At 70.1% G+C, this 26,711-nt stretch carries 1 protein-coding gene; it reads left to right on the top strand.

Annotated features, from left to right (window positions below; all coding sequences use genetic code 11):
• Positions 1-197: 197 nt before the first annotated feature.
• Positions 198-26,705 carry a non-ribosomal peptide synthase/polyketide synthase gene (locus tag HQ306_RS12550; RefSeq protein WP_222631731.1) on the top strand — a complete coding sequence of 8,836 codons (26,508 nt, stop codon included), beginning with the start codon at positions 198-200 and terminating at the stop codon, positions 26,703-26,705.
• Positions 26,706-26,711: the final 6 nt, after the last annotated feature.

Below are 26,711 nucleotides of genomic sequence, written 5' to 3'. Positions count from 1 at the left end.
ACCACGGTGACAGGCGCCGTTCACACCACCCGGGTGAGCGGCGTGCGCGCCGCCCTGCTCGATAGGGTGGATCAGATGGGGCGACGCCCCATGAAGCACGCGTGCGCGCATCCGCGGGGAGTGTCGCGAGTACGCAGCGGGATCGTCGGTGGGCAACCACGGGCGAGGCTCGGTATCGATTCACGAGGAGCACGACGATGACGGATGGCACTCCCGACGAGACCTCGAACGAGGACCGGTCGCGGGCGGAACGTCCGGGACGCGCGGGGACACCCCGCCGCGAGCGTCCGACCAGGGAACGCCCGCGTCGCCGGCAGCGTCCTCGCGCGGCCACCCTGCCGCAGATCCTCGCGGCCGCCGTGGAGGCGAACGCCGACGGTGTGGCTCTCGTGTTCCGCGACGAGTCCGGCGCGACCACCGAGTGGACCTACCGCGAGCTCGACGCGGCGTCGTCGAAACTGGCGCGCGAGCTGATCGCGCGCGGCATCGGCGCCGAGGACGTGGTGGCGCTGGCCGTCACGCGGTCCGCCGAGTCGATCCTGTCGATCTGGGCGGTCGCCAAGACCGGTGCGGCATACGTGCCGGTCGATCCGAAGTACCCCGCGGACCGCATCGAGTACATGCTCACCGATTCGGGGGCCACCCTCGGGATCACCACCACGGAGCACCGCGAGACCCTGCCCGAGGGAGTGGGCCCCAGCTGGCTCGTCCTGGGCGACGCCGACCTGGACGCCGCCATCGACGCACGGTCCGCCGAGCCGGTCACCTACGCCGATCGCGTACGGGTGCTCGGCCCCGCGAACACGGCCTACATGATCTACACGTCCGGATCGACGGGTCGACCCAAGGGCGTCGAGGTGACGCACGCCGGTCTCTCGAGTCTGGTGGCCGAGCAGCGTGAGCGCTTCGGTATCGACGCGTCCGCCCGCACCCTCGCCGTCGCATCCCCGAGTTTCGACGCCTCGGTCTTCGAACTGCTCATGGCCGTGGGGTCCGGAGCGACGATGGTCGTCTCGCCGCCCGACGTCTTCGGCGGCGACGATCTGACGGCTCTGCTGCGCGAGCAGCGGGTGACCCATGCCGTCATCACCCCGTCCGTGCTGGCCTCGGTCACGCCGTCGGAGTTGCCCGACCTGCGGGTCGTGGTCACCGCCGGTGAGGCGTGCCCGCCGGAACTGGTGTCCCGCTTCGTGACCGACACCCGCCGCATGTTCAACGGCTTCGGTCCGACCGAGGCCACCATCATGACCAACTGCGCGGAGCTGTTCCCGGACGCGCCCGTCTCCATCGGCGGCGCGATCCGCGACTTCCGCACGCCCGTGCTCGACGGCCGCCTGCGCGACGTCCCGGCCGGTGTCGCCGGTGAGCTGTACGCGGCCGGCCCCGGTCTGGCCCGCGGGTATCACGGTCGGCCGTCGCTCACCGCGGAGCGTTTCGTCGCGGACCCCTTCGGTGAACCCGGCTCGCGCGTGTACCGCACCGGTGACCTCGCCCGCGTGCGCAGCGGCGGCGCGGTCGACTACCTGGGCCGCTCCGACTTCCAGGTGAAGGTCCGCGGGTTCCGCATCGAACTCGGCGAGATCGACGCCGCCCTGACGGCGCACCCGGACGTCCGCTTCGCCGCGGCGGCCGGTCATCAGCTGCCCGACGGCTCGACGGTGCTCGTGGCCTACGTGCAGCCCGAGCCGGGCCACGAGATCGACGTCGACGACGTCACGGCCTTCGTCGGCCGGAGCCTCACCGCGTACATGGTGCCGTCCGAGATCATCGTCATCGACGCCGTGCCCCTCACACCCGTCGGCAAGCTCGATCGCGCGGCGCTGCCGCAGCCGACCATCGGCACGTCGACGAAGGAGTACCGGGCCCCGGAGACCCGGACCGAGATCACGGTGTCCGAGGTGCTGGCGGACCTGTTGTCGGCCGAGCGCGTGGGTCTGGACGACACCTTCTTCGAACTCGGTGGCAACTCGCTGCTCGCGACGCAGGTGGTCGCCCGGATCAATCAGGCGGCGCAGTCCCGCATCGCGGTGCGGGACGTGTTCGAGGCGACCTCCGTCGCGGATCTCGCTGCGCGGGTGGATCTCTCGCTCGGTGCCCCGGAGCGGCCGCCGCTCGTGCGTCGTGATCGCTCGGGTGACCTGCCGCTGTCCTACGCCCAGCAGCGGATGTGGCTCACCAACCAGTACGACGTGACGTCGCCCGCGTACAACCAGCCTGTCGTGCTGCGGATGACGGGTGCGCTGGATCTCGAGGCGCTCGGCCACGCGTTCGAGGATCTCATCACGCGGCACGAGACGCTGCGCACCGTCTACCCGCAGACCGACAGCGGTCCGGTGCAGCGCATCGAGCCCGCGTCGTCGGTGTCGGTGGTGCTCGATCCGGAGCGGATCGACGAGAGCTCGGTGTACGAGCGACTGACCCCGGTGGTGCTCGACGGCTTCGACGTGTCGTCCTCGGTGCCCTTCCGTGCCAAGCTCTTCCAGATCGCGGACCAGGACTACGTCCTCGCCGTGGTCATGCACCACATCGCCAGTGACGGTGGATCGCTCGCCCCGCTGGTGCGCGACCTCACCACGGCCTACGTGGCGCGCAGCGCCGGTGCGGCTCCCGAGCTGCCCGAGCTCGAGGTGCAGTACGCGGACTACGCGATGTGGCACCGCGAGCTCCTCGGCGACGAGAGCGATCCCGAGTCGTTGAGCGCCAAGCAGATCGACTTCTGGACGCGCGCCCTCGCCGGCACCCCCGAGGTCATCGAACTCCCCACCGACCGGCCGCGACCGGCGCAGCCGTCGTCCCGCGGTGCAACGGTGCCGTTCCGACTCGAGACGGACGTCGTCGAGGGTCTGAACGACCTCGCGCGACGCACCAACTCGACGCTGTTCATGGTGGTGCACGCCGCCCTGGCCGTGCTGCTCTCGCGCATGGCCGCCACCGACGACGTGTCCGTCGGCACGCAGATCGCGGGCCGCGGCGAGCAGGCGCTCGATCCGCTCGTCGGCATGTTCGGCAACACGCTGGTCCTGCGATCGCATCTGGAGCCGGGGGAGTCGTTCGAGGACTTCCTGCTCCGCACCCGCACCGCTGACCTCGATGCGCTGGGCAACTCGGACCTGCCGCTGGACCGGCTGGTCGAGATCCTGCGACCCCAGCGCTCGCTCGCCTACGCGCCGCTGTTCCAGGTACTGCTCATGCTGCAGAACTTCGAACGCACCGAGATCGAGCTGCCCGACGTCACCATCGGTCTCCTCGACTCGGACGTGCCGGTCGCGAAGCTCGACCTGACGCTGACGCTCATGGAGCAGGTGAACCCCGACGGGTCGCCCGGTCCCATCGACGGATCGCTGCTGTACGCCACGGATCTGTTCGACGAACCCACCGCACGCACCATCGCGGAACGCTACGTCGGCATCCTCGCCGCCGTCGTGGCCGATTCCGCCACCGCCGTCGGCGATCTCCCGCTGACCACCTCCGGCGAGCAGACGCAGCTCGCCGCGCTGCGCGGCATCGACGCTCCGCTGCCCGCCGAGACCCTCCTCGACGCGTTCCGCCGCGGCGCCGCACAGGATCCGAGTCGGACCGCGCTCGTGTACGAGGGGACCTCTCTCACGTATGCCGAGTTCTCCACGCGGGTGAACCGGTTGGCACGGCACCTCGTCGCACTGGGGGTCGGTCCCGACGCCCGCGTGGCCGTCGGCATGCGCCGCTCGCTCGAGATGATGATCGGCATCTACGCGGTGCTCGAGGCCGGTGGCGCCTACGTGCCGGTGGATCCGGACCACCCGCACGAGCGCACCGAGTACGTCCTGTCCAGCGCCGCACCCGTCGTCGTGCTGACCACCACGCGCGATCACCGCGACCTGCCCGAGCACCACAACGTGATCGACGTCGACACGGTCGATCTCGCCGACGTGTCCGCGGAGCCGCTGACGGACGCGGCGCGGACGGGCACGCTCGTGCCGTCCAACATCGCCTACATCATCTACACATCGGGCTCGACCGGCCGCCCCAAGGGTGTGGCGGTCTCGCACCGCTCCGTCCTGAACCAGATGCTCTGGATGCACGAGACGTACGACCTCACGGTCGGCGACACGATGCTGCAGAAGACGCCGGTGACGTTCGACGCGTCGGTGTGGGAACTCTTCCTGCCCTTGCAGCTCGGAGCCACCCTCGTCGTCGCGCGTCCGGACGGCCACCTCGACGTGCAGTACCTGCTCGACCAGGCGCGCTCGCACGGCATCGCGATCCTCGAGTTCGTACCGTCCATGCTCGAGCTCTTCATGTCCGATGCCGGTCTGGCCCTGCCGGGATCGCTGCGCTACCTGTCGGTGGGCGGCGAGGCGTTGTCCGCCGATCTGGTGCGTCGGTTCGCGGCCTCGTCGGCCGCCGAGCTCGACAACACGTACGGCCCCACCGAGGCGACGGTCACGTCCACGCTGCACCGGACCACCGACGCCGACGTCCGTACCGTGCCCATCGGTCGCCCGATCCGTAACACCGGTGCGCGCGTGCTGGACTCGCGTCTGCACGACGTTCCGGTCGGTGTCCCGGGAGAGCTCTATCTCACGGGCGCGCAGCTGGCTCGTGGGTACTTCGGTCGGCCCGACCTCACCGCCGATCGCTTCGTCGCCGATCCCCGCACGACCGGTGAGCGGATGTACCGGACCGGCGACCTCGTCTCGGTCACCGCGTCGGGTGAGCTGGAGTTCCTCGGCCGCACCGACTTCCAGGTCAAGCTCCGTGGTCTGCGCATCGAGCTCGGCGAGATCGAGTCCGCTCTCACAGCGCACCCGGACGTGGCCCGCGCCGTGGCCATCGTGCACTCCGACGAGCGCACCGGCGAAGCTCTGGTGGCGTACATCGTGCCGGAGGCCGGGCGCGCACCGGAACTGGCGAGTGTCCTCGACCTGGTCGCCGAGCGCGTCCCCGCGTACATGGTGCCGTCACACCTGACGGTGCTCGACGAGATCCCGCTCAGCCCCAGCGGCAAGCTCGACCGCCGCGCTCTGCCCGAGCCCGTGGACGTGTCCGGACCGCGGGAGTACCGGGCTCCGGAGACGGTGTCCGAGAAGGTCGTCGCGGACGTCTTCTCCGCACTGCTCGATGCCCCGCGCGTCGGCATCGACGACTCGTTCTTCGAGCTCGGCGGCAACTCGCTGGTCGGCATGCGCGCCGTCGCGCGGGTCAACGAGGCGCTGTCCAGCTCCATCGGCGTCCGCGATCTGTTCGAGAAGCCCACGGTGGCCGCGCTCGCCGCCCGGATCGACGCCGCGGCTCACACCGGCCGTACCCGGCCCGTGCTGGCGCCGAGGGAGCGCCCGGAGCGAATTCCGCTGTCGCTCGCGCAGTCCCGCATGTGGTTCGTCAACCAGTTCGACACCGAGTCGGCGGCCTACAACATCCCGCTCGTCATCACGCTGCGCGGTGCGCTCGACGTGGACGTGCTGCGCGCGGCCGTCGGCGACGTGCTCGAGCGCCACGAGTCTCTGCGTACGCTCTACCCGCAGGTGGACGGCACGCCGTACCAGGTGATCCTGCCCGCCGACCGGGTCGCCGGACAATTCGCCGTGACCGAGGTCGCCGCGGACGACGTGCAGGCGCGCGTCCTCGACATGGTGACCTCCGGCTTCGACGTCACCGCGGAGGTGCCGCTGCGCGGCGCACTGCTGCGGACGTCGGACACCGAGGCCGTGCTGGCGTTCGTCGTGCACCACGTCAGTGCCGACGGATTCTCGATGGGCCCGCTCGCCCGCGACGTCATGACCGCCTACGCGGCACGTCAGGCCGGCACGCCGGCGTGGTCCGAGAACGGCCCGCTTCGTCCGCTGACCGTGCAGTACGCCGACTTCTCCCTGTGGCAGCGCGAGATGCTGGGCTCCGAGTCCGACCCGGAATCACTGGCGTCGCAGCAGGAGTCGTACTGGGTGACGCAGCTCGACGATTTGCCGGAGGTGCTCACGCTCCCGTCGGACCGCCCGCGTCCCGCGGTGTCCACCGGGGCCGGGTCCGCGGTCCACCACACGATCGATGCCGAGATCCACACTCGCGCGGCAGACTTCGCACGCGCCCACGACGCGAGCCTCTTCATGGTCGTGCACAGTGCGCTCGCCGTCGTACTCGCCCGACTGTCGAACACCACCGACATCGCCGTCGGTGCCCCCATCGCCGGTCGCGGCGAGGAAGCGCTCGACGACCTCGTCGGCATGTTCGTCAACACGCTCGTGCTGCGCACGCAGGTCTCGCCGCACGCCACGTTCACCGAGCTGCTGGCCGAGACGAAGACCGTGGACCTCGGCGCCTTCGGCAACGCGGACATCCCCTTCGAGCGGCTCGTCGAGGTCCTCGCTCCGGAGCGCTCGACATCGCACAACCCGCTCTTCCAGGTGGCGCTGGCGTTCCAGAACCTCGAGCGCACGACGTTCGAACTCGGCGGCCTCGAGGTCGCCCGGTACGACGCCGGCATCCACTCCGCGAAGTTCGACCTGTCCATCGAGATCACGGAAACGGTGGAGGACGGCGGGCAGGCCGGAGGCCGGTCGGGTGACGTACAGGCCGCGGGCATGACGATGGAGGTGACGTTCTCGACCGACCTGTTCGATGCGGAGACCGTCACGCTGTTCTGCGAGCGCTTCGAGCGCGTGCTGGCCGCGGCGATCGAGACGCCCGACCGCGCCGTCGGCGACATCCCACTGCTCGACTCCGAGGAGGCGGCGTCGTTGGCACCCGTCACCGGGGACGACGCGGTGGCGGAGCGGACGCTCGGCGACCTCCTCGTCGATGCCGTCGCGACCAACCCCGACGGTCCGGCGCTGGTCTTCGACTCCGCGGTCCTGTTCGACGGGACGTCGGTGTCCTACCGCGAACTCGGCGAGTTCTCGGCTCGACTCGCCCGAGTGTTGATCGACCGTGGCATCGGGGCCGGATCCGCCGTGGCGCTGTCGGTCCCGCGCTCCGCGGAGTCGGTCGCGTTGATGTGGGCGGTGACCCGTACGGGTGCGGCCTTCGTCCCGATCGACCCCAACTACCCGGCCGATCGCATCGAACACATGGTGACCGACTCGGGCGTCCGTGTCGGCCTGACGCTCGGCGTGCACCGGGCGTCCCTGCCCGACGAGATCGACTGGCTCGTCGTCGATTCCGACGAGATCCGGGCACAGGTCTCGGCCGCGTCGGCGGATCCGATCACCGACGCCGACCGCCGGACGGCCGTCACGCCGGCCGACCGCGCGTACATCATCTACACCTCCGGTTCCACCGGTCTGCCCAAGGGCGTCTCGGTCTCGCACCGTGGCCTGAACCAGCTCGGAGTCTCGCAGCGCGAGCAGTACCGCGTCGAGCGTGACTCGCGGGTCATGCACTTCGCGTCGCCGAGCTTCGATGCATCACTGCTGGAGCTGCTGCTCGCGGTTCCCGCTGCCGCCGCGCTGGTCATTGTTCCCACCACCGTGTACGGCGGTGAGGAGCTGGCGCAGTTCCTGCGCCGTCACGCGGTGACGCACGCGTTCATCACCCCGGCCGCGCTGGCCTCGGTGGACCACTCGGGTCTCGAAGCGTTGCAGACCATCTCGGTCGGCGGCGAGGCGTACTCGCAGGACCTGGTCACCAGGTTCGCGCCGGGTCGCCGCATGCTCAACGTGTACGGACCGACCGAGACCACGATCGTCTCGCACATCGGCAAGCCCATGGTGCCGGGTGGCCCCATGCCGTTCGGTGGCCCGATCCGCGGCGGTCGCGCGATGGTTTTGGACGCTCGGCTCAACCCCGTCCCCGTCGGTGTTCCCGGCGACCTCTACACCGCGGGACCCGGTGTGGCGCAGCACTACCACAAGCGCCGGGCACTCTCGTCCGAGCGCTTCGTCGCCGATCCGTACGGCGAGCCCGGTGCTCGCATGTACCGCACGGGCGACGTCGTGCGCTGGTGGCGCCGCCCCGAGACGGGCGACCTCGAACTCGAGTACGTGGGTCGTGGCGACTCGCAGATCAAGATCCGCGGGTTCCGCATCGAGCCCGGCGAGATCGACGCCGTCGTGTCCTCGCACCCCGAGGTGCAGTTCGCGCTGACCGCTCCCTTCACCACCGCTGCCGGGTCCAAGGTGCTGGTCACCTACGTCACGCTGACCGCGGGATCGTTGCTGCGCGAGTCGGACGTCACCGAGTGGGCAGCGGAATCACTTCCCGCGCACATGGTCCCGTCCGCCGTGGTCGTCATGGACGAGGTGCCGCTGGGTGCCACGGGCAAGGTCGACCGACGGGCTCTGCCGACGCCCGAGTTCGGTACCGACACAGACACGTACCGCGAACCCGCCACCGAGACCGAGCGCGCCCTCGCTGCGGTCTTCGCCGACGTGCTCGGCGTCGATCGGGTCGGCGCGGACGACGACTTCTTCGCACTCGGCGGAGACAGCATCGTCTCCATTCAGCTTGTCTCCCGCGCCCGCGCGGCCGGGCTGTCGCTCAGCCCGCGCGACGTCTTCGAGCAGCGCACGGTGTCCGCACTGGCGGCCGTCGTGTCGTCGGGGGAGAACGCCGTCCGCATGCTGCCCGAGCTCGAGGGTGGCGGCGTCGGATCGCGTCCGCTGACCCCGGTGGAGCACTTCATGACCCGCCGCGGCGGTGCCTACGAGCGCTTCTCGCAGAGCGTCGTACTGGACCTGCCGACAGGTATCGACGAGGCCGGTATCACCGCGACACTGCAGGCCGTGCTGGACCGTCACGACATGTTCCGCGCGCGCCTCACCGGGTCGCTCGACGACGGCTTCGAGATCGTCACCGCGGCACCGGGTTCGGTGGACGCCGCGTCGCTGCTCACCCGGGTCGACGTCGATGCCGACGTCACGGGCGACGACCTCGAGAAGGTGGCTCGCACGGCACTCGACTCGGCGCTGGATCGCCTGTCGACGGCCGAGGGTCGTCTCGTGCAGTTCGTCTGGCTGGACCGGGGGCCGTCGACCGGCGGCCACCTCGTCGTCGCCGGCCATCACCTCGCCGTCGACGGTGTCTCGTGGCGCATCATCGTGCCGGACCTGGTCACCGCGTGGTTCGGCGTGTTCTCCGGGACCGAGCCGACTCTGCAACCGGTGGGCACGTCGATGCGTACCTGGGCGCACGCGCTCGTGGACCAGGCGCCGTCCCGTCGCTCGGAACTGCCGTTCTGGAGTTCCGTCGTGCGGTCCGAGGACGTGCTGCTCGGCGACCGCGATCTCGACCCCGCCGTCGACGTGCAGGCCACGCTCGACAAGGTGCGCGTCACCGTCCCGGCGGACGTGACGACCGCCGTCGTCACCGCTCTGCCGCAGGTGTTCCGGGGCGGCGTGAACGACGGACTGTTGTCCGCACTGGCTCTGGCCGTGGCGAAGTGGCGCCGTGAGCGCGGCACCGAGACGTCGTCGCTGCTGCTGCGCCTCGAGGGCCACGGCCGCGAGGAGGACGTGCTCGGTGACGCCGGACTCGCGGATCTGTCGCGGACCGTCGGCTGGTTCACGTCGATCTTCCCCGTGCTGCTCGACCTCACCGACGTCGACCTCGACGACGCGTTCGCCGGTGGCGCCGCGGCCGGCCGAGCTGTCAAGGCCGTCAAGGAACAGCTGCTCGCGGTGCCCGATCGCGGTATGGGCTACGGCATGCTGCGCTACCTCGACGAGACGGGACGCTCGGTTCTCGCGCGATCCGTCGGCCAGATCAGCTTCAACTACCTGGGCCGCCTGTCCGCGGGCGAGCTGCCCGAGGGTGCGGAGGGTCTGGGCTTCCTCCCGTCGTCCGACATCACCACCCTCGCGGACGTGCCTCTCGATGCCGACATGCCGGCGATCGCTGTGCTCGACATCAACGCAGTCCTCGCGGACGAGCAGCTCGGTGCCACGTTCGCCTTCCCCCGCGGCATCCTGTCGTCGGAGGACGTGTCCGTGCTCGGCACCTACTGGGTCGAGGCGCTCACGGCGCTCGCTCAGCACGTCGGGAGCGGCGATGCCGGCGGCCTCACGCCGTCCGACGTACCGCTGGTGCCGGTGTCGCAGAAGGACATCGAGGTCTTCGAGAACGAGATGTCCGATGCCGGGTCTCATCTCGAGGACGTCTGGTCCCTTGCTCCGCTGCAGGCGGGTCTGCTGTTCCACTCGTCGATGCAGCCGGCCGGCGCTCCCGACGTCTACGTCATGCAGGTCGTGATGGACCTGACCGGCGACGTCGACCGGGACCGGTTCGTCGCCGCGGCCGGTGCGCTGCTCGCGCGCTACGACGGGCTGCGGACCTCGTTCCGCACCACCGCGGACGGTCGTGCGGTGCAACTGGTTCCGAGTTCCGCCGAGGTTCCGTGGGTCGACGTCGACCTGCGCGGCCACGACGACATCGAGGGCGACCTGCGCGTCGAGCTCGAGACCGAGCGGGACCGCCGGTTCTCGATGGACAGCGCGCCGCTGGTGCGCTTCCGGATGATCCGCACCGCCGACGACGCGGTCACGCTGTCGTTCATGGCGCACCACATCGTCATCGACGGATGGTCGATGCCGCTGGTGCTCAAGGATCTCCTCACGCTGTACGCGCTGCGCGGAGATGCGTCGCTGCTTCCCGAGGTCCGGTCCTACCGTTCCTTCCTGGAGTGGCTGTCGGTCCGCGACCGCGCCGTCTCGGTCAAGGCGTGGACCACGGCTTTCGCCGGGGCGGAAGAGCCGACACTGTTGTCGGGCATCACCGACACGTCCGGGGTCTCGACCGACACGGGTCGGGTCGAGGTCGTCATGGACGAGAAGGTCACGTCCGAGCTGACCGATCTGGGGTCGCGTCTCGGTGTCACGCTCAGCACGATCGTGCAGGCGGCGTGGGGCCTCGTGCTCGCGCGCCAGCTGGGCCGCGACGACGTCGCGTTCGGTGGAACGGTCTCCGGTCGCCCCGCCGACCTCGAGGGCGTCGAGACCATGGTCGGCCTGTTCATCAACACGCTGCCCGTCCGCGTGCGCATCGACGAGTCCGACAGCATCGAGTCCTTCCTGCTCCGGTTGCAAGAGGAGCAGACGGCGTTGCTCGACCACCACTACCTGGGGCTGGCGGACATCACCACCGCTGTCGGCCCGGGCGCGGTGTTCGACTCGATCACCGTTCTCGAGTCCTACCCGGTGGACGAGGAGGGCCTGAAGGCCGCCGCGTCCATCGACGGCATGGCTGTCACCGGCGCTCAGGTGCTCGACGCGACGCACTACCCGATCAACGTGGTCACGTTCGCGGACACGCAGATCCGCATGACGCTGCGCTACCTGCGCGACCTGTTCTCCGACGAGTACGTGTCCGCACTGGGCAGTCGCCTGCAGGCCGTGTTCGCGGCGTTCGCCACGTCACCGGGTGCACCCGTCGGCCGCATCGAGACGCTGCTCGCCGACGAGCGCGCCGACCTGCTGTCCCGCCGCGGATCCGCCGACGTCGACGAGCGCACGCTCGTCCGGATCCTCGAGGACGCCGCGGATCACGCTCCCAGCAGACTCGCCGTTCGCCAGGGATCGGTGCAGTGGACGTACGAGGAGCTCGACGCTCGTGCCACGCGCCTCGCGCGCGTCCTCGTCGACGCGGGTGTCGGACCGGACGTCGTGGTGGCCGTGGCGGTTCCGCGGTCGCCCGAGTTCGTGCTCTGCGTCTGGGCGGTCGCCAAGGCGGGCGGTTACGTGGTGCCCGTCGACCCGGCACACCCTGCCGAGCGCATCGACTACATGGTGCACGACTCGACGGCGGCGCTCGGCATCACGACGGTCGCCGACCGCCCCGCCGACGTCGACGGGCTGCGGTGGCTCGTCCTCGACGACGAGCAGTTCGCGGCCGACGTCGACTACCGCTCGCCCGAGCGCCTCACCGACGGTGAGCGTCTCGGCGCCGTGCGCATGGGCAACGCGGCGTACATGATCTACACGTCCGGATCGACCGGTCGCCCCAAGGGTGTCGTCGTCCCGCACACCGGTCTCGCCAATCTGGTGGCCGCACAGACGGACTCGCTGGGTATCGACCACGCCTCGATCGTCCTGGCCGTGGCGTCGACGAGCTTCGACGCGTCGATCTTCGAGATTCTGCTGGCCGCCGGCAATGCCGTGCCGCTGGCACCGGCGCCCGCCGGTTTCTACGGCGGACCCGATCTGGCGCGCTTCGTCACCGACGAGGGTGTCACCCACATGGTGATCACGCCGTCCGCGCTGGCGACCGTCGAACCGGACGCGGTGCCGTCCGTGCGCGCCGTCATGCCCGTCGGCGAAGCTCTTCCGCCGGATCTGATGGCGGCGTGGGCGACGTCCGGCCGCACCGTCGTCAACGGGTACGGACCCGCCGAGACGACGATCATGATCAACGCGTCGGTGCCCCTCTCCGCAGGCGATCCGATCACGGTGGGCGGTCCCAGCAAGGGCACTCGCGAGTACGTGCTGGACGGCCGACTGCGGCCCGTGCCCGTCGGCGTTCCCGGTGAGCTCTACGCCGGAGGACCGGGTGTCGCGCGCGGCTACTTCGGCCGCCCGACGCTCACCTCCGAGCGCTTCGTCGCCGATCCGTACGGTCCCGCGGGGAGCCGTCTGTACCGCACCGGCGACGTGGTCCGCTGGACCGAGGCCGGCACCGTCGAGTACATCGGCCGCAGCGACTTCCAGGTCAAGATCCGGGGCCAGCGCATCGAGCTCGGCGAGATCGACGCCGCTCTCGCGGCGCACCCGGACGTGGACTTCGCCGTGACGGTCGGCCACCGATCCGTCGGTGGCGTCACCGACCTCGTGTCCTACGTCCTGCCGGCGGCGTCCCTGCTCGAGGCGGGCGCGACCCTGGACATCGCGGCCGTGCACGCCTCCGTCAAGGAGAGCCTGCCCGCGCACATGGTGCCCGCGGTGATCATGCCGCTCACCTCCGTGCCGTTGAACCCGGTCGGCAAGCTCGACCGTGCCGCGCTGCCGGAGCCCACCCTGGTGCGGCAGCAGGCCGAGTACCGCGCCCCGGAGACGCCCGAGGACCAGGCCGTCGCCGAGGTGTTCGCCGATCTTCTCGGCGTGGAGCGGGTCGGTGTCGACGACAGCTTCTTCGATCTCGGCGGCAACTCGCTCGTGGCCACCCAGGCCGTCGCGCGTATCAACGCGGCACTGGACACCCACATCGGCGTGCGCGACATCTTCGACGCGTCGACCGTGGGCGAACTCGCGGCGCGCGCACTCTCGGGTGGAGTCGGTCGTCGCCCCGCGCTCGTCGCGGGCGAGCGGCCCGATCCGGTGCCGCTGTCGCTCGCACAGCGCCGCATGTGGTTCCTCAACCAGTTCGACACCAGCTCGCCCGCGTACAACATCCCGCTGGCGGTGCGCCTCACCGGCACGCTCGACGTCGCCGCGCTGGAGGAGGCCGTCCGCGACGTCCTCGCCCGGCACGAGACGCTGCGCACGGTGTACCCCGGGTCGGAAGAGGGTCCCTACCAGGTCATCCTGGGTGTGGACGACGTTCCCCTCGACCTGGCGCCGCGACCGGTCGAGATCGCCGGTGTGCCCGGCGCGTTGTTCGAGTTCATCGCGTCCGGGTTCGACGTCACGGCCGCCGTGCCCGTGCGCGGTCTGCTGCTCGAGGTCGTCGACCCGGCCGGTGACGCGGCGGAGTACGTGCTGTCCATCGTCGTGCACCACATCTCCGCTGACGGATTCTCGCTCGGCCCGCTGGCACGCGACGTCATGGTCGCCTACTCGGCGCGCGTCGCCGGAGCGATCCCGGAGTGGGCACCCCTGCCCGTGCAGTACGCCGACTACGCGCTGTGGCAGCGCGAGGTGCTGGGATCGGAGAGCGACCCGGAGTCGTTGACCGCCCAGCAGATCGCGTACTGGAAGCAGCAGCTCGCCGGTCTGGACGATCCGATCGAGCTGCCGACCGACAGGCCGCGCCCGGCGGTTCAGTCCATGCTCGGCCACTCGGTGCAGTTCGCGCTGACCCCCGAGCAGACGGCCGGACTGCGCGCCGTCGCCGCGTCGCGTCAGGGCACGCTGTTCATGGCCGTGCACGCGGCGTGGTCCGTGCTGCTCGGTGCCCTGTCGGGCTCGCGCGACATCGCCGTCGGAACCCCGATCGCCGGACGTGGCGAGCGCGAACTCGACGACATGGTCGGCATGTTCGTCAACACGCTGGCACTGCGTCTCGACGTCGATCCGGATGCGTCGTTCGCCGATCTGGTCGCGGCCGCCCGCTCGGCCGACCTGGCCGCGTTCGGTCACGCCGACGTGCCGTTCGAGCAGCTCGTCGAGGCCGTCGACCCGCGTCGGTCGACCGCGTACCACCCGATCTTCCAGGTGGGCTTCTCGTTCCAGAACCTCGCGCCGGTGACGTTCGAGCTCCCCGACCTCACCGTCGGGGACGTCGGGCTCGAGGCCGCGGTCTCGCAGTTCGATCTGCACCTCATCGTCAGTGAGGGAGCCGAGGACGGCTCGCTGCAGTCGGTGCTCACCTTCGCCGAGGCGCTGTTCGACCGTGCCACGGCCGAGTCGTTCACCGAGCGCTTCTCCCGCGTGGTCGACGCGCTGATCGCCCGTCCGGACGCACCGGTGCACACCGCGGACGTCCTGAGCGCTGACGAGCGTCGGTCGATCCTGGTGGACACCAACGACACTCGTGTCGCGGGTGCGCCCACCTCCGTCGCGCGGATGTTCGCCGACCGGGTCGCCGAGCGTCCCGACGTCGCGGCCCTGACCGAGGGTGACGTCTCACTCACGTATGGCGAGTTCGGTTCTCGCGTCGCACGGTTGGCGCGCAGGTTGCTCGCCGACGGCGTGCAGACCGGTGATCTCGTCGCCGTGGCGATGCCGCGGTCGATCGACTCGATGGTCGCGATGTACGCGGTGGTCCAGGCCGGTGCGGCCTACCTGCCGATCGACCTCGACCACCCGGCCGAGCGTACGGAGTACGTGCTGGGTGATGCCCGCCCGTCGCTGATCCTGCTGGGTGGGCGAACTCTGTCCGCGCCCTCGGACGTCCCGACGCTCGACGTGCTCACGGCGGAGCTCTCGGACTTCTCCGACGCTCCCGTCACCGACGACGAGCGCAGCCGCCCGCTGTCGGCCGAGGACCCCGTGTACGTGATCTACACCTCGGGGTCGACCGGACGTCCCAAGGGCGTCGCGCTGCCGCATCGCGCTGTGGCGAACCAGCTCTGGTGGATCCAGAACGAGTTCGAACTCACGGCGGACGACGCGATGGTGCAGAAGACACCGTCCACGTTCGACCTGTCGGTGTGGGAGCTGTGGTGGCCGCTGACCGCGGGCGCCCGGTTGGTGATCGGCTCGCCCGAGGCGAACCGGGACCCCGCCGAACTCGCGCGACTGATGCGCGAGCAGAACGTCACCGTCGCCGACTTCGTGCCGTCGCTCCTCGGTGCGTTCGCCTCGGTGGCGACGGCCGAGGACGTCGCGTCACTGCGAGCGGTCCTGTGCATCGGCGAGGCGCTGCCGCGCGATGTGGTCACCGCGTTCGGCCGACTGTCCGACGCTCCGGTGGTGAACCTCTACGGACCGACGGAGGCTGCGGTCTCGGTCACCGTGCACCACATCGCGTCCGACGAGACGGGTCCGGTGTCCATCGGTGGACCCGAGGCGAACGTGCAGGTCTACGTTCTCGATTCGCGACTGCGGCCGGTACCCGTCGGTGTCGCGGGTGAGCTCTACCTCGCGGGCGATCAGCTGGCGCTCGGCTACTTCGGCAACACCACCCTGACGGCGGAGCGCTTCGTCGCCGATCCGTTCGGGTCCGGCAGGCTCTACCGCACCGGTGACGCGGTCCGCTGGGTCACCCGCGGTGACGCACGGGTTCTCGAGTTCGTCGCCCGCACCGACGACCAGGTCAAGGTGCGCGGTTTCCGTATCGAACTCGGCGAGGTCGAGGCCGCGCTGACCACCGCCGACGGTGTCGCCGCATCGGCCGCCACCGTCGCCCGTACCGCCGGCGGCGAGCTGCTGGTGGGCTACGTGGTGCCCGAGAAGGACGTCACCCTCGACGTCGACGCGGTGCGATCCGCTGCGGCCGAAGCGGTTCCGGGCTACATGGTTCCCGCGCGCATCGTGGTGATCGAGGAGTTGCCGCTGAGCGTCAACGGCAAGCTCGACCGTCGCCGATTGCCCTCGATCGATCTGGACGTGGCGCGGGAGTACCGCGCGCCGTCCACCCCGGTCGAGGAGATCGTCGCCGCCGCGTACGCCGCGGTGCTCGGTGTCGAGCGAGTCGGCATGGACGACAACTTCTTCGAGCTCGGTGGCAACTCGCTGTCGGCGACGCAGGTGGTGGCGCGGGTCAACGCCCGGCTGAACACCCGCATCGGCATCCGTGAGATGTTCGAGTCGGCCGACGTCGCGACGTTCGCGGCGCGCGCCGAGTCGGCGTCGACGTCGGACACCCGTGCACCGCTGGTGCCCGTCGAACGTCCTGCTCACGTGCCACTCTCGCTCGCGCAGTCGCGCATGTGGTTCCTCAACCAGTTCGACACGTCGTCGCCCGCCTACAACGTGCCGCTGGCCATCCGCCTCGAGGGTCGCCTCGATCTCGACGCACTGACGCTCGCCGTCCGGGACGTCCTCGACCGCCACGAGTCGCTGCGCACGGTCTACCCGCAGACTCCGGACGGCCCGACCCAGGTGGTTCTCCCCACTCGCGACGTGCCGCTCGACCTCGCGGTCGAGGACGTCACCGAGGAGAACATCGCCGCACGGCTGTTCACCTTCGTCTCCGGCGGCTTCGACGTCACCGCGGAGGTGCCCGTCCGCGGACTCCTGCTGCAGGTGACGGACGCGGCGGGAGACGCCCCCGCGCACGTGCTCGGCATCGTGATCCACCACGTGTCGTCGGACGGCTTCTCGCAGGGCCCGTTGGCCCGTGACGTCATGGTGGCCTACACCGCCCGCGTCCGCGGCGAGGCTCCCGGCTGGACGCCGCTCCCGGTGCAGTACGCCGACTTCGCGCTGTGGCAGCGGACCGCCCTGGGATCGCTGGACGACGACACCTCCGTCGTCTCGCGGCAGGTCGCGTACTGGCGGACCCGTCTCGCCGGCCTCGGCGACGCGCTGCCGCTGCCCACGGACCGCCCCCGCCCCGCGGTGCAGTCGTTGCAGGGCAAGTCGATCCGCTTCGAGATCTCCGCGGACATCACCGCCGCGCTCACCCGCATCGCGCAGGAGCGCCGCGCGACGCTGTTCATGGCGATGCACGCCGCCTGGTCCGTCACCCTGTCCGCACTCAGCGGGAGTCGCGACATCGCCGTCGGCACCCCGATCGCCGGTCGCGGCGAGCCGGAGCTCGACGACATGGTCGGCATGTTCGTGAACACGCTGGCACTCCGCGTCGACGTGGACCCGGACCTCACGTTCGGCGCCCTCGTGGACGCGGTTCGCGAGTTCGATCTCGCGGCCTTCGGCAACGCCGACGTGCCCTTCGAGCAGCTGGTCGAGGCACTGAACCCCGTGCGCTCCACGGCGTACCACCCGTTGTTCCAGGTGGGCTTCTCGTTCCAGAACCTCTCGCCCGTCCGGTTCGAACTCCCCGACCTCACGGTCTCCGACGCGGGCTTCGACTTCGACGTGTCGCAGTTCGACCTGCACCTCATCGTCAGCGAGGACGCCGCCGCAGGACAGATCGCGATGCTCACCTTCGCCACGTCGCTCTTCGACGAGTCCACGGCACAGGTCTTCGTCGACCGCTTCCTGCGCGTGCTCGACGCCGTCACCGCGCGGCCCGAGGACCGCATCGCCGCCGTGGACGTCCTGTCGCCCGAGGAGCGCCGCGACATCCTCGTCACGCGCAACGACACCGCGGTGGCCGGCGTGCCCGAGCTCCTCACGGACATGTTCGCCGCGCGCGTCGCGGCGGCGCCCGACACCACGGCACTGACATATCTCGACGACTCGATCACCTACGGTGAGTTCTCCGAGAGGGTGTCCCGTCTCGCCCGGTTCCTCATCGGTGAGGGCGTGCGGACCGGTGACCTCGTCGCCGTCGCGATCCCGCGCTCGATCGACGCGATGGTCGCGATGTACGGCGTCGTCGCGGCGGGTGCCGGCTATCTGCCGATCGACCTCGACCACCCTGCCGAACGCACCGAATACGTCCTCGACAGCGCGTCCCCGTCGGTCGTCGTCATCGCGGGCACCCCGCTGTCCGTCGAGACCACGATCCCGACGGTGGATCTGGCGACCGTCGACGTGTCGCTCTTCGACGGCTCGCCCATCACCGACATCGATCGCAGTCGGCCCCTGTTGCCGCAGGACCGCGCCTACGTCATCTACACGTCGGGATCGACAGGTCGTCCCAAGGGCGTGGCCCTTCCGCATCGCGCCGTCGCCAATCAGATGACGTGGATCCAGAACGAGTACCGGCTCACGGCGACCGACGCGATGGTGCAGAAGACGCCCGCGACGTTCGACCTGTCCGTGTGGGAACTGTGGTGGCCGCTGACCGCCGGCGCGCGTCTCGTGCTGGCGTCGCCCGAGGGCAACCGCGACCCGTCGTACCTCGCTCGTCTGATGCGCGAGGAACACGTCACCGTCGCCGACTTCGTGCCGTCGTTGCTCGGTGCGTTCTGCGCCGTCGCGTCGCGGGAGGACCTCGTGTCCCTGCGCGCCGTCCTGTGCATCGGCGAGGCGCTCCCGCGTGACGTCGTCCGGGCGTTCGAGGCACTGTCCGACGCGCCGCTCGACAACCTCTACGGACCGACCGAGGCCGCCGTCTCCGTGACCGCCCACCGCACGGTGCGCGGCGCGACCGGAGCCGTGCCCATCGGTACCCCCGAGGCGAACGTGCGCGTCTACGTTCTCGACGACCGGCTGCGTCCGGTCCCGGCCGGCGTCGGGGGAGAGCTCTATCTCGGCGGCGTCCAGCTCGCACTCGGCTACGTCGGTCGCCCGGATCTGACGAGCGACCGCTTCGTGGCGGATCCGTTCGGCGAGAACGGGTCTCGGCTCTACCGCACCGGTGACGCCGTGCGATGGAACGCCGACGGCGCACTGGTGTTCCTCGATCGCACGGACACCCAGGTCAAGATCCGCGGGTTCCGCATCGAGCTCGGCGAGATCGAGAGCGTGCTCGTGTCCCACGAATCGGTGGCCGCGGCCGCCGCCGCCGTGTCCTCGGGACGCGGTGGAGACACCCTCGTCGGCTACGTCGTCGCCCGTCCGGACACGACCGTGGACGTCGACGCCGTACGGGCCGCGGCAGCGGAACAGCTGCCGTCCTACATGGTTCCGCAGCGCGTCGTCGTGATCGACGAACTGCCGTTGAGCGTCAACGGCAAGCTCGACCGACGTCGTCTGCCGCAGGTCGGCGTGGACACCGCCTCGACCTACCGCGCGCCGTCGACGCCGGTGGAGGAAGTGGTGGCGGGAGCCATCGCCTCGGTGCTCGGCGTGCCGCGCGTCGGCGTGGACGACAACTTCTTCGAGCTCGGCGGCAACTCGCTGTCGGCGACGCAGGTGATCGCCCGCGTGAACGCCGCACTGAACGCCCGCGTCGGGATCCGGGAGATCTTCGAGGCGCCCACCGCGGCCGGTCTCGCCCTGCGCGCCGAGCGTGCGGTGGAGTACGGCACCCGCGTACCGCTCGCTCCCCGCGAGCGTCCGGACGAGATCCCGCTGTCGCTCGCTCAGCAGCGCATGTGGTTCCTCAACCGGTTCGACGCGTCGTCTGCGGCCTACAACATCCCGCTCGCCATCAAGCTCACCGGCGATCTCGACGTCGCGGCACTCGAGCAGGCGGTCGTGGACGTCGTCGGGCGGCACGAGGTGTTGCGCACGGTCTACCCCGAGGGCGAGAACGGCCCGCACCAGGTGGTGCTGCCGATCGACCGCACGGGGCTGTCGCTCACGGTCGACGACGTCGACGAGGCGGACGTCCGCGCGCGCCTCTACGGCTTCGTGACTCGCGGGTTCGACGTCACCACCGAGGTGCCCGTGCGAGCGGCGATCTACCGGACCGGACCGTCGGAGCAGATCCTGGCGTTCGTCATCCACCACGTGTCGTCGGACGGGTTCTCGCTCGGGCCCCTCGCCCGCGACGTCATGGTGGCGTACTCGTCCCGCATCGCCGGCAACGCTCCGGTGTGGGCGCCGCTGCCGGTGCAGTACGCGGACTACACCCTGTGGCAGCTCGAAGTGCTGGGAGACGAGTCGGATCCCGAGTCCGTGCTCGCCCGGCAGGTCGAGTTCTGGCGTACCGCACTGGCGGGCATCGAGGGACCGATCGAGCTGCCGTTCGATCGCCCGCGCCCGGAGATCCAGGCCATGGACGGCGAGTCGGTGCGCTTCACCATCTCCGCCGACCGTGCGTCCGCTCTGAACCGTGTCGCCGCGGCGTCGCGTTCGACGCTGTTCATGGCGATGCACGCTGCGTTCGCCGTGACCTTGTCGAAGCTGTCGGGATCGCGCGACATCGTGGTCGGCACCCCCATCGCCGGCCGCGGCGAGCAGGAGCTCGACCAGATGATCGGCCAGTTCGCGAACACGCTGGGCCTGCGGCTCGACGTCGACCCCGACAGCACGTTCGCCGATCTCGTCGAGCAGGCGCGCGGCCGCGATCTCGCGGCATTCGGCAACGCCGACGTCCCGTTCGAGCGTCTCGTCGAGGCGATCAACCCCGAGCGGTCGACGGCGTACCACCCGCTGTTCCAGGTCGGCTTCTCGTTCCAGAACCTCGAGCAGATCTCGCTGACCCTGCCCGGTCTCGAGATCTCCGACCTCGGCGTCGAGACCGGCGCGGCGCAGTTCGATCTGCAGTTGCTCGTGGGTGCGGAGGAAGGTGGCGACGGTGTCACCAGTGCGCTCGACTGCGCGTTGACGTTCTCGACGGCGCTGTTCGATCGCAGTACCGCAGACCAGCTCGTGGAGCGGCTGCTGCGCGTTCTCGACACGGTGACGGACGATCCGACGGTGCCGGTGCGCGCCGTCGACGTCCTGTCCGACGCCGAACAGCGCACGCTGATCGACTCGGTCAACGCCACCGACCGCGACGGTGCGCCGTCGCTGCTCTCCGCGATGTTCACGTCGCAGGTCGCGGCCACCCCGGACGCGGTCGCCGTCACGTTCGAGGGCGAGTCCCTGACGTACGCCGAACTCGGCGCCCGTGTCGCTCGCTCCGCTCGCCACCTGATGGCGTCGGGAGTGGGCACCGGCGATCTCGTCGCCGTCGCGGTTCCGCGGTCGCTCGACTCGATCGTCGCGCTGTACGCCGTCGTGCAGACCGGCGCCGCGTACCTGCCGATCGATCCGGATCACCCGGCGGACCGCACCGAGTACGTGCTCGCGGACGCCGGGCCGTCACTCGTGATCACGGGACCCGACGGGCTCGCCGTGTCGAGCGACCTCGTGCAGATCGATCTGTCCTCGGTCGACCTCTCGACGTACCCGTCCGATCCGGTCACCGATGCCGAACGCAGCCGCACACTCCTCCCAGGTGACATCGCGTACGTCATCTACACCTCCGGGTCGACCGGCAGGCCGAAGGGCGTGGCCCTGCCGCACCGTGCCGTCGCGAACCAGATCTGGTGGATGCAGTCGGAGTTCGCCCTCACGGTCGACGACGCGATGGTGCAGAAGACGCCCTCGACCTTCGATCTCTCGGTCTGGGAACTCTGGTGGCCCCTCACCACGGGCGCCCGGCTCGTCGTGGCGAACGCCGAGGGCAACCGCGATCCGGTGTATCTCGCGCGCCTCATGCGCGACGAGCGCGTCACGGTGGCCGACTTCGTGCCGTCACTGCTCGGTGCGTTCACGGCCGTCGCGACCCGCGACGACGTCGCCGCGCTGCGTGCCGTCGTCTGCATCGGCGAGGCGCTGCCGCGCGACGTGGTCACCGCGTTCGCGCGCCTGTCCGACGCGCCCGTGATCAACCTGTACGGGCCGACCGAGGCCGCGGTCTCGGCGACCGCCCACCGCATCACGGCGGCCGAGTCGGGTGTCGTGCCCATCGGCGCACCCGAGGCGAACGTGCGTGTGTACGTGCTCGACGACCGGTTGCGACCGGTGCCGCAGGGCGTCATGGGAGAGCTCTACCTGTCCGGCGTACAGCTCGCCCGCGGCTACCACCGTCGGCCGGGTCTGACGTCGGAGCGCTTCGTCGCCCACCCGTTCGGCGAGGGCCGCCTGTACCGGACCGGCGACGCCGTGCGCTGGAGCGCCGGCGCCGACGGGCCCGAACTCGAGTTCGTGGCGCGGACCGACGACCAGGTGAAGGTGCGTGGTTTCCGCATCGAGCTCGGCGAGGTCGAGTCCGCCCTCACGTCGGCCGACGGTGTGTCCGCAGCCGCGGCCGCGGTCAAGCGCATCGCCGGCGGCGACGTCCTCATCGGCTACGCCGTGCCCGAGGCCGGCAGCACGGTCGACGTCGACGCCGTCCGGGAGACCATGCGAGGACTCGTCCCCGCGTACATGGTTCCGGCGCGGATCGTCGTCATCGACGAGCTGCCGCTCAGCGTGAACGGCAAGCTCGATCGCCGACTGCTCCCCGCGGTCGACGCGTCGGTCACCCGTGAGTACCGCGCACCCTCCACTCCCGTCGAGGAAGCGGTCGCGGACGCGTTCGCCTCCGTCCTCGGGGTTCAGCGTGTCGGCGTCGACGACAACTTCTTCGAGCTCGGCGGCAACTCACTGTCGGCCACGCGGGTCATCGCGCGGATCAATGCGCGCCTCGGAACCTCCGTCGGCATTCGCGAGATGTTCGAGACCGCGGATGTCGCCGGGTTCGCCGCGAGGGTGGAATCGGCGACGTCCGACACCCGCGCGCCGCTGGTCGCCAGGGAACGGCCGGACCGCATCCCGCTGTCGCTCGCGCAGCAGCGCATGTGGTTCCTGAACCAGTTCGACACCGTCTCGCCCGCCTACAACGTGCCGCTGGCCGTGCGACTCACCGGGCCGCTCGACGTCGACGCGCTCGTGCGTGCGGTGCAGGACGTCGTCGCCCGGCACGAGAGCCTGCGCACGTACTACCCGCAGGACGAACTCGGACCGTTCCAGAAGATCGTTCCGGCGGCCGAGCTCACCCTCGACTTCGAACGGGACTCCGTGGCCGAGGACCGCGTGCGCGGGCGACTGGTGTCGTTCGTCGCCCGCGGGTTCGACGTCACCGCGGGGGTGCCGGTGCGCGGTCTCCTGCTCGAGACCGGCGCGGACAGCCACGTGCTGATGATCGTCATGCACCACATCTCGGCGGACGGTTTCTCCGTCGCTCCGCTCGCACGTGACGTGATGATCGCGTACGGATCCCGATCCGAGGGCAACGCACCCGTGTGGAGTCCGCTCGAGGTGCAGTACGCGGACTACACGTTGTGGCAGCGCGACGTTCTCGGAGCCGTGGACGATCCGGATTCCGTTCTCGCCGAACAGCTCTCGTACTGGAAGGAGTCGATGGCCGGGCTGGACGGGCCCATCGAACTGCCCTTCGACCGACCTCGTCCCGAGGTCCAGTCCATGAGCGGACACGAGATCGGGTTCTTCGTCCCGGCGCGAGTCATGGACGCGTTGCAGGAGGTGTGCCGAGGATCGCGGGCGACGCTGTTCATGGGTGTGCACGCGGCCTTCTCGGTGTTGCTCTCCAAGCTCGGCAACACCCGCGACGTCGTCGTCGGCACCCCGATCGCCGGTCGCGGCGACGAGGCGCTCGATCACCTCGTCGGCATGTTCGTGAACACGCTCGCGCTGCGACTGGACGTCGATCCCGACCTGTCGTTCGTCGATCTGGTGCGCAGTGCGTCGGCGGTCGATCTCGGCGCCTTCGCCAACGCGGACGTGCCGTTCGAGAACGTGGTCGAGGCGGTGGACCCGGAACGGTCGACCGCCTTCAACCCGCTCTTCCAGGTGGGCTTCTCGTTCCAGAACCTCGCACCGGTACAGGCGACGCTCTCCGGCCTGGAGGTCGCGGCGCTCGAACCGGGCTCCGAGATCTCGCAGTACGACCTGCATCTGGTCGTCGCCGAGGGACACGAGAACTCCGAGTACGGACGCGGTCTGGAGATGGCGTTCACCTACGCGACGTCGCTCTTCGACGAGGCGACCGTGCAGAGCTTCGCCGATCGTCTGCTGCGCGTGCTCGAGTCGGTTGCCTTCGCACCCGACACTCGGGTCCGCGACATCGAGATCATGAGCGACGACGAGCGGTCCGTCGTGGTGGTCGAGCGCAACCGCACCGAGATGGCGGGAGTGCCGCCGACGGTCACCGAGATGCTCGATCGTCAGTTCTCGGCGTCACCGGACGACACCGCGATCGTGGCGGGCGACGTCTCGCTCACGTACCGCGAGTTCGACGAGCGGGTACAGGCGCTCGCCCGCTATCTGATCGCCCACTCCGTCGGACCGGGAGACCTCGTGGCGGTCGCGATTCCGCGATCGTTCGACATGATGATCGCCTTGCACGCGATTGTGCGGTCCGGGGCGGCGTACCTGCCGATCGACCTCGAGCATCCGCCGGAGCGCACCAGGTACGTGTTGGCGAACGCGCGTCCGCGCGGCGTCCTGACGGTCTCCCCGGTGGTCCTGGATCTGGACGAGACGGGATGCTCACGCGTCGACGTGGACACGTTGGATCTGGACGAGTTCGCCCTCGGACCGATCCGCGAGGAGGAGCGCACCAGGCCCATCACGGGCGACGACCTGATGTACGTCATCTACACGTCGGGATCGACGGGCAAGCCGAAGGGCGTCGCGGTGGGTCATTCCGCCGTCGCGAACCAGCTGGCCTGGATGACGCGGGAGTACTCGCTGTCCACGGCGGACGCGGTGATCCAGAAGACGCCGGTCACGTTCGACGTGTCCGTGTGGGAGCTGTGGTGGCCGCTGACCGCGGGCGCCACGGTGGTGCTGGCCAAGCCGGGCGGGCAGAGCGATTCGCTCTACATCGCGGATCTGATCCGCACGCGGAACGTCACCGTCGCGGTGTTCGTGCCGTCCCCGTTCGTCGCCTTCCTCACGGTGGCCGAGGCCGCCGACGTGGCGTCGGTGCGTGCCGTGCTCTGCGCCGGCGAGGCGCTGCCGAGAGACAGTGTCGACGCGTTCGGCCGGATCAGCGACGCGCAGGTGGACAACCTCTACGGCCCGACCGAGGCCGCCGTCACCGTCACCCGTTTCTCGGGCGCGTACACCGGTACCTCGTCGTCGATCCCCATCGGGCGTCCGGCCGCGAACACCAGCGTCTACGTGCTCGACGGTGCCCTGCGTCCGGTCCCGGACGGTGTCGTGGGCGAGCTGTACCTGGCCGGCGACCAGCTGGCATGGGGATACTTCGGCCGGACCGAACTCACCGCGGACCGATTCGTTGCCAACCCCTTCGAGCCCGGCCGGATGTACCGCACGGGTGACGCCGTCCGGTGGACCACAGCCGGCGACATCGAGTACATCGGCCGTACCGACGATCAGGTGAAGGTCCGCGGCTTCCGCATCGAGCTCGGCGAGGTCGAGAAGGTTCTCGCCTCGTTCGACGGCGTGACCGTGGCCGCGGCCGCGGTCAAGCGCTTCGGCGGCAGCCCCGCCCTGATCGGCTATGTCGTCCCACAGGAGGGCTCGACGGTCGATCTCGCCGCGCTCGAGGAGTTCGCGGGAACCAGACTGCCGTCGTACATGGTGCCGAGCCGGATCGTCGTCATCGACGCCATCCCACTCGGAGCCAGCGGCAAGATGGATCGCAAGTCGCTGCCCAGCCCCGAGATGGCGGCCCAGCGGGAGTACCGGGCGCCCTCCACCCCGATCGAGGCCGCGTTCGCCGAGGCCTTCGCGTCGGTACTGGGCGTCGACCGGGTCGGCGTGGACGACAACTTCTTCGAGCTCGGCGGCAACTCGCTGAGTGCGACCAAGTTGCTGAGTACTGCCAGGGCGTCCGAGGCCATCGAACGCGACGTTCCGTTGCAGTGGATCTTCACCTCGCCCACGCCGGCGACGCTCGCGGCGAAGGTCGAGGCGGGATCGGTCGGGGACGACAAGGACGCGCTCGGCGTGCTCCTGCCCATCCGCACCACGGGCAGCCAGGCGCCGCTGTTCTGCTTCCATCCGATCGTCGGGTTGGCGTGGAGCTTCACCGGTCTGGCGTCGCGATTGAGCCCGGAGATCCCGATCTACGGCATCCAGACGCCGGCCCTGTCCGGGGACGACACCCTGGAGGAGTCGATCACAGCGGTCGCCGAGCGCTACCTGGCGGAGATCCGCACCGTGCAGTCGGAGGGCCCGTACCGGTTACTCGGGTGGTCGTTCGGTGGCACCGTCGCCCAGACGGTGGCGAGCATGCTGCGCGAGGCAGGGGAGACCGTCGAGCTGGTGGCGATCCTCGATTCCCGTGGCGGTCCTGCACCGACCGAGGCGAGCGGCGAGGAGACCTCACTGTCTCTGGCCGAGCTCCTCGGCGCTCTGGGCGTGAGCACCGAGGGCGTCCCGGACGTGCCCCTCGGCAGCTTCGAGGAGGCCGCTCGCATGATCGCGTCCGCACCGGCTGTCGCGGATGTCCTCGACGAACGCACGGTCGAGCTGATGCTGCGGGGTGCTGCGCACAACGGTGTGCTCATGGAACAGCACGAGTCGCCCTACTTCGACGGGACGCTGCTGTTCTTCGCGGCTGCGGCGGACGATCCGACCGGCCGCGTGTTCGCCGACAGCTGGATCCCCTACGCCGATGTCGTCGACGCGTACTCGGTGCCCGTGACGCACTGGTCGATGACCACCGACGCCGCGTGGGACGTCATCGTCCCGGTGATCCGCCGGGCCATCGGGGGCTGACGACGC

It is taken from the genome of Rhodococcus sp. BP-160 (genome assembly GCF_019836205.1).
In the GTDB taxonomy this organism is placed as follows: domain Bacteria; phylum Actinomycetota; class Actinomycetes; order Mycobacteriales; family Mycobacteriaceae; genus Rhodococcoides.
Note: the sequence above shows the minus strand (reverse complement) of the source record. Positions and strands in the feature narration are given on the sequence as shown.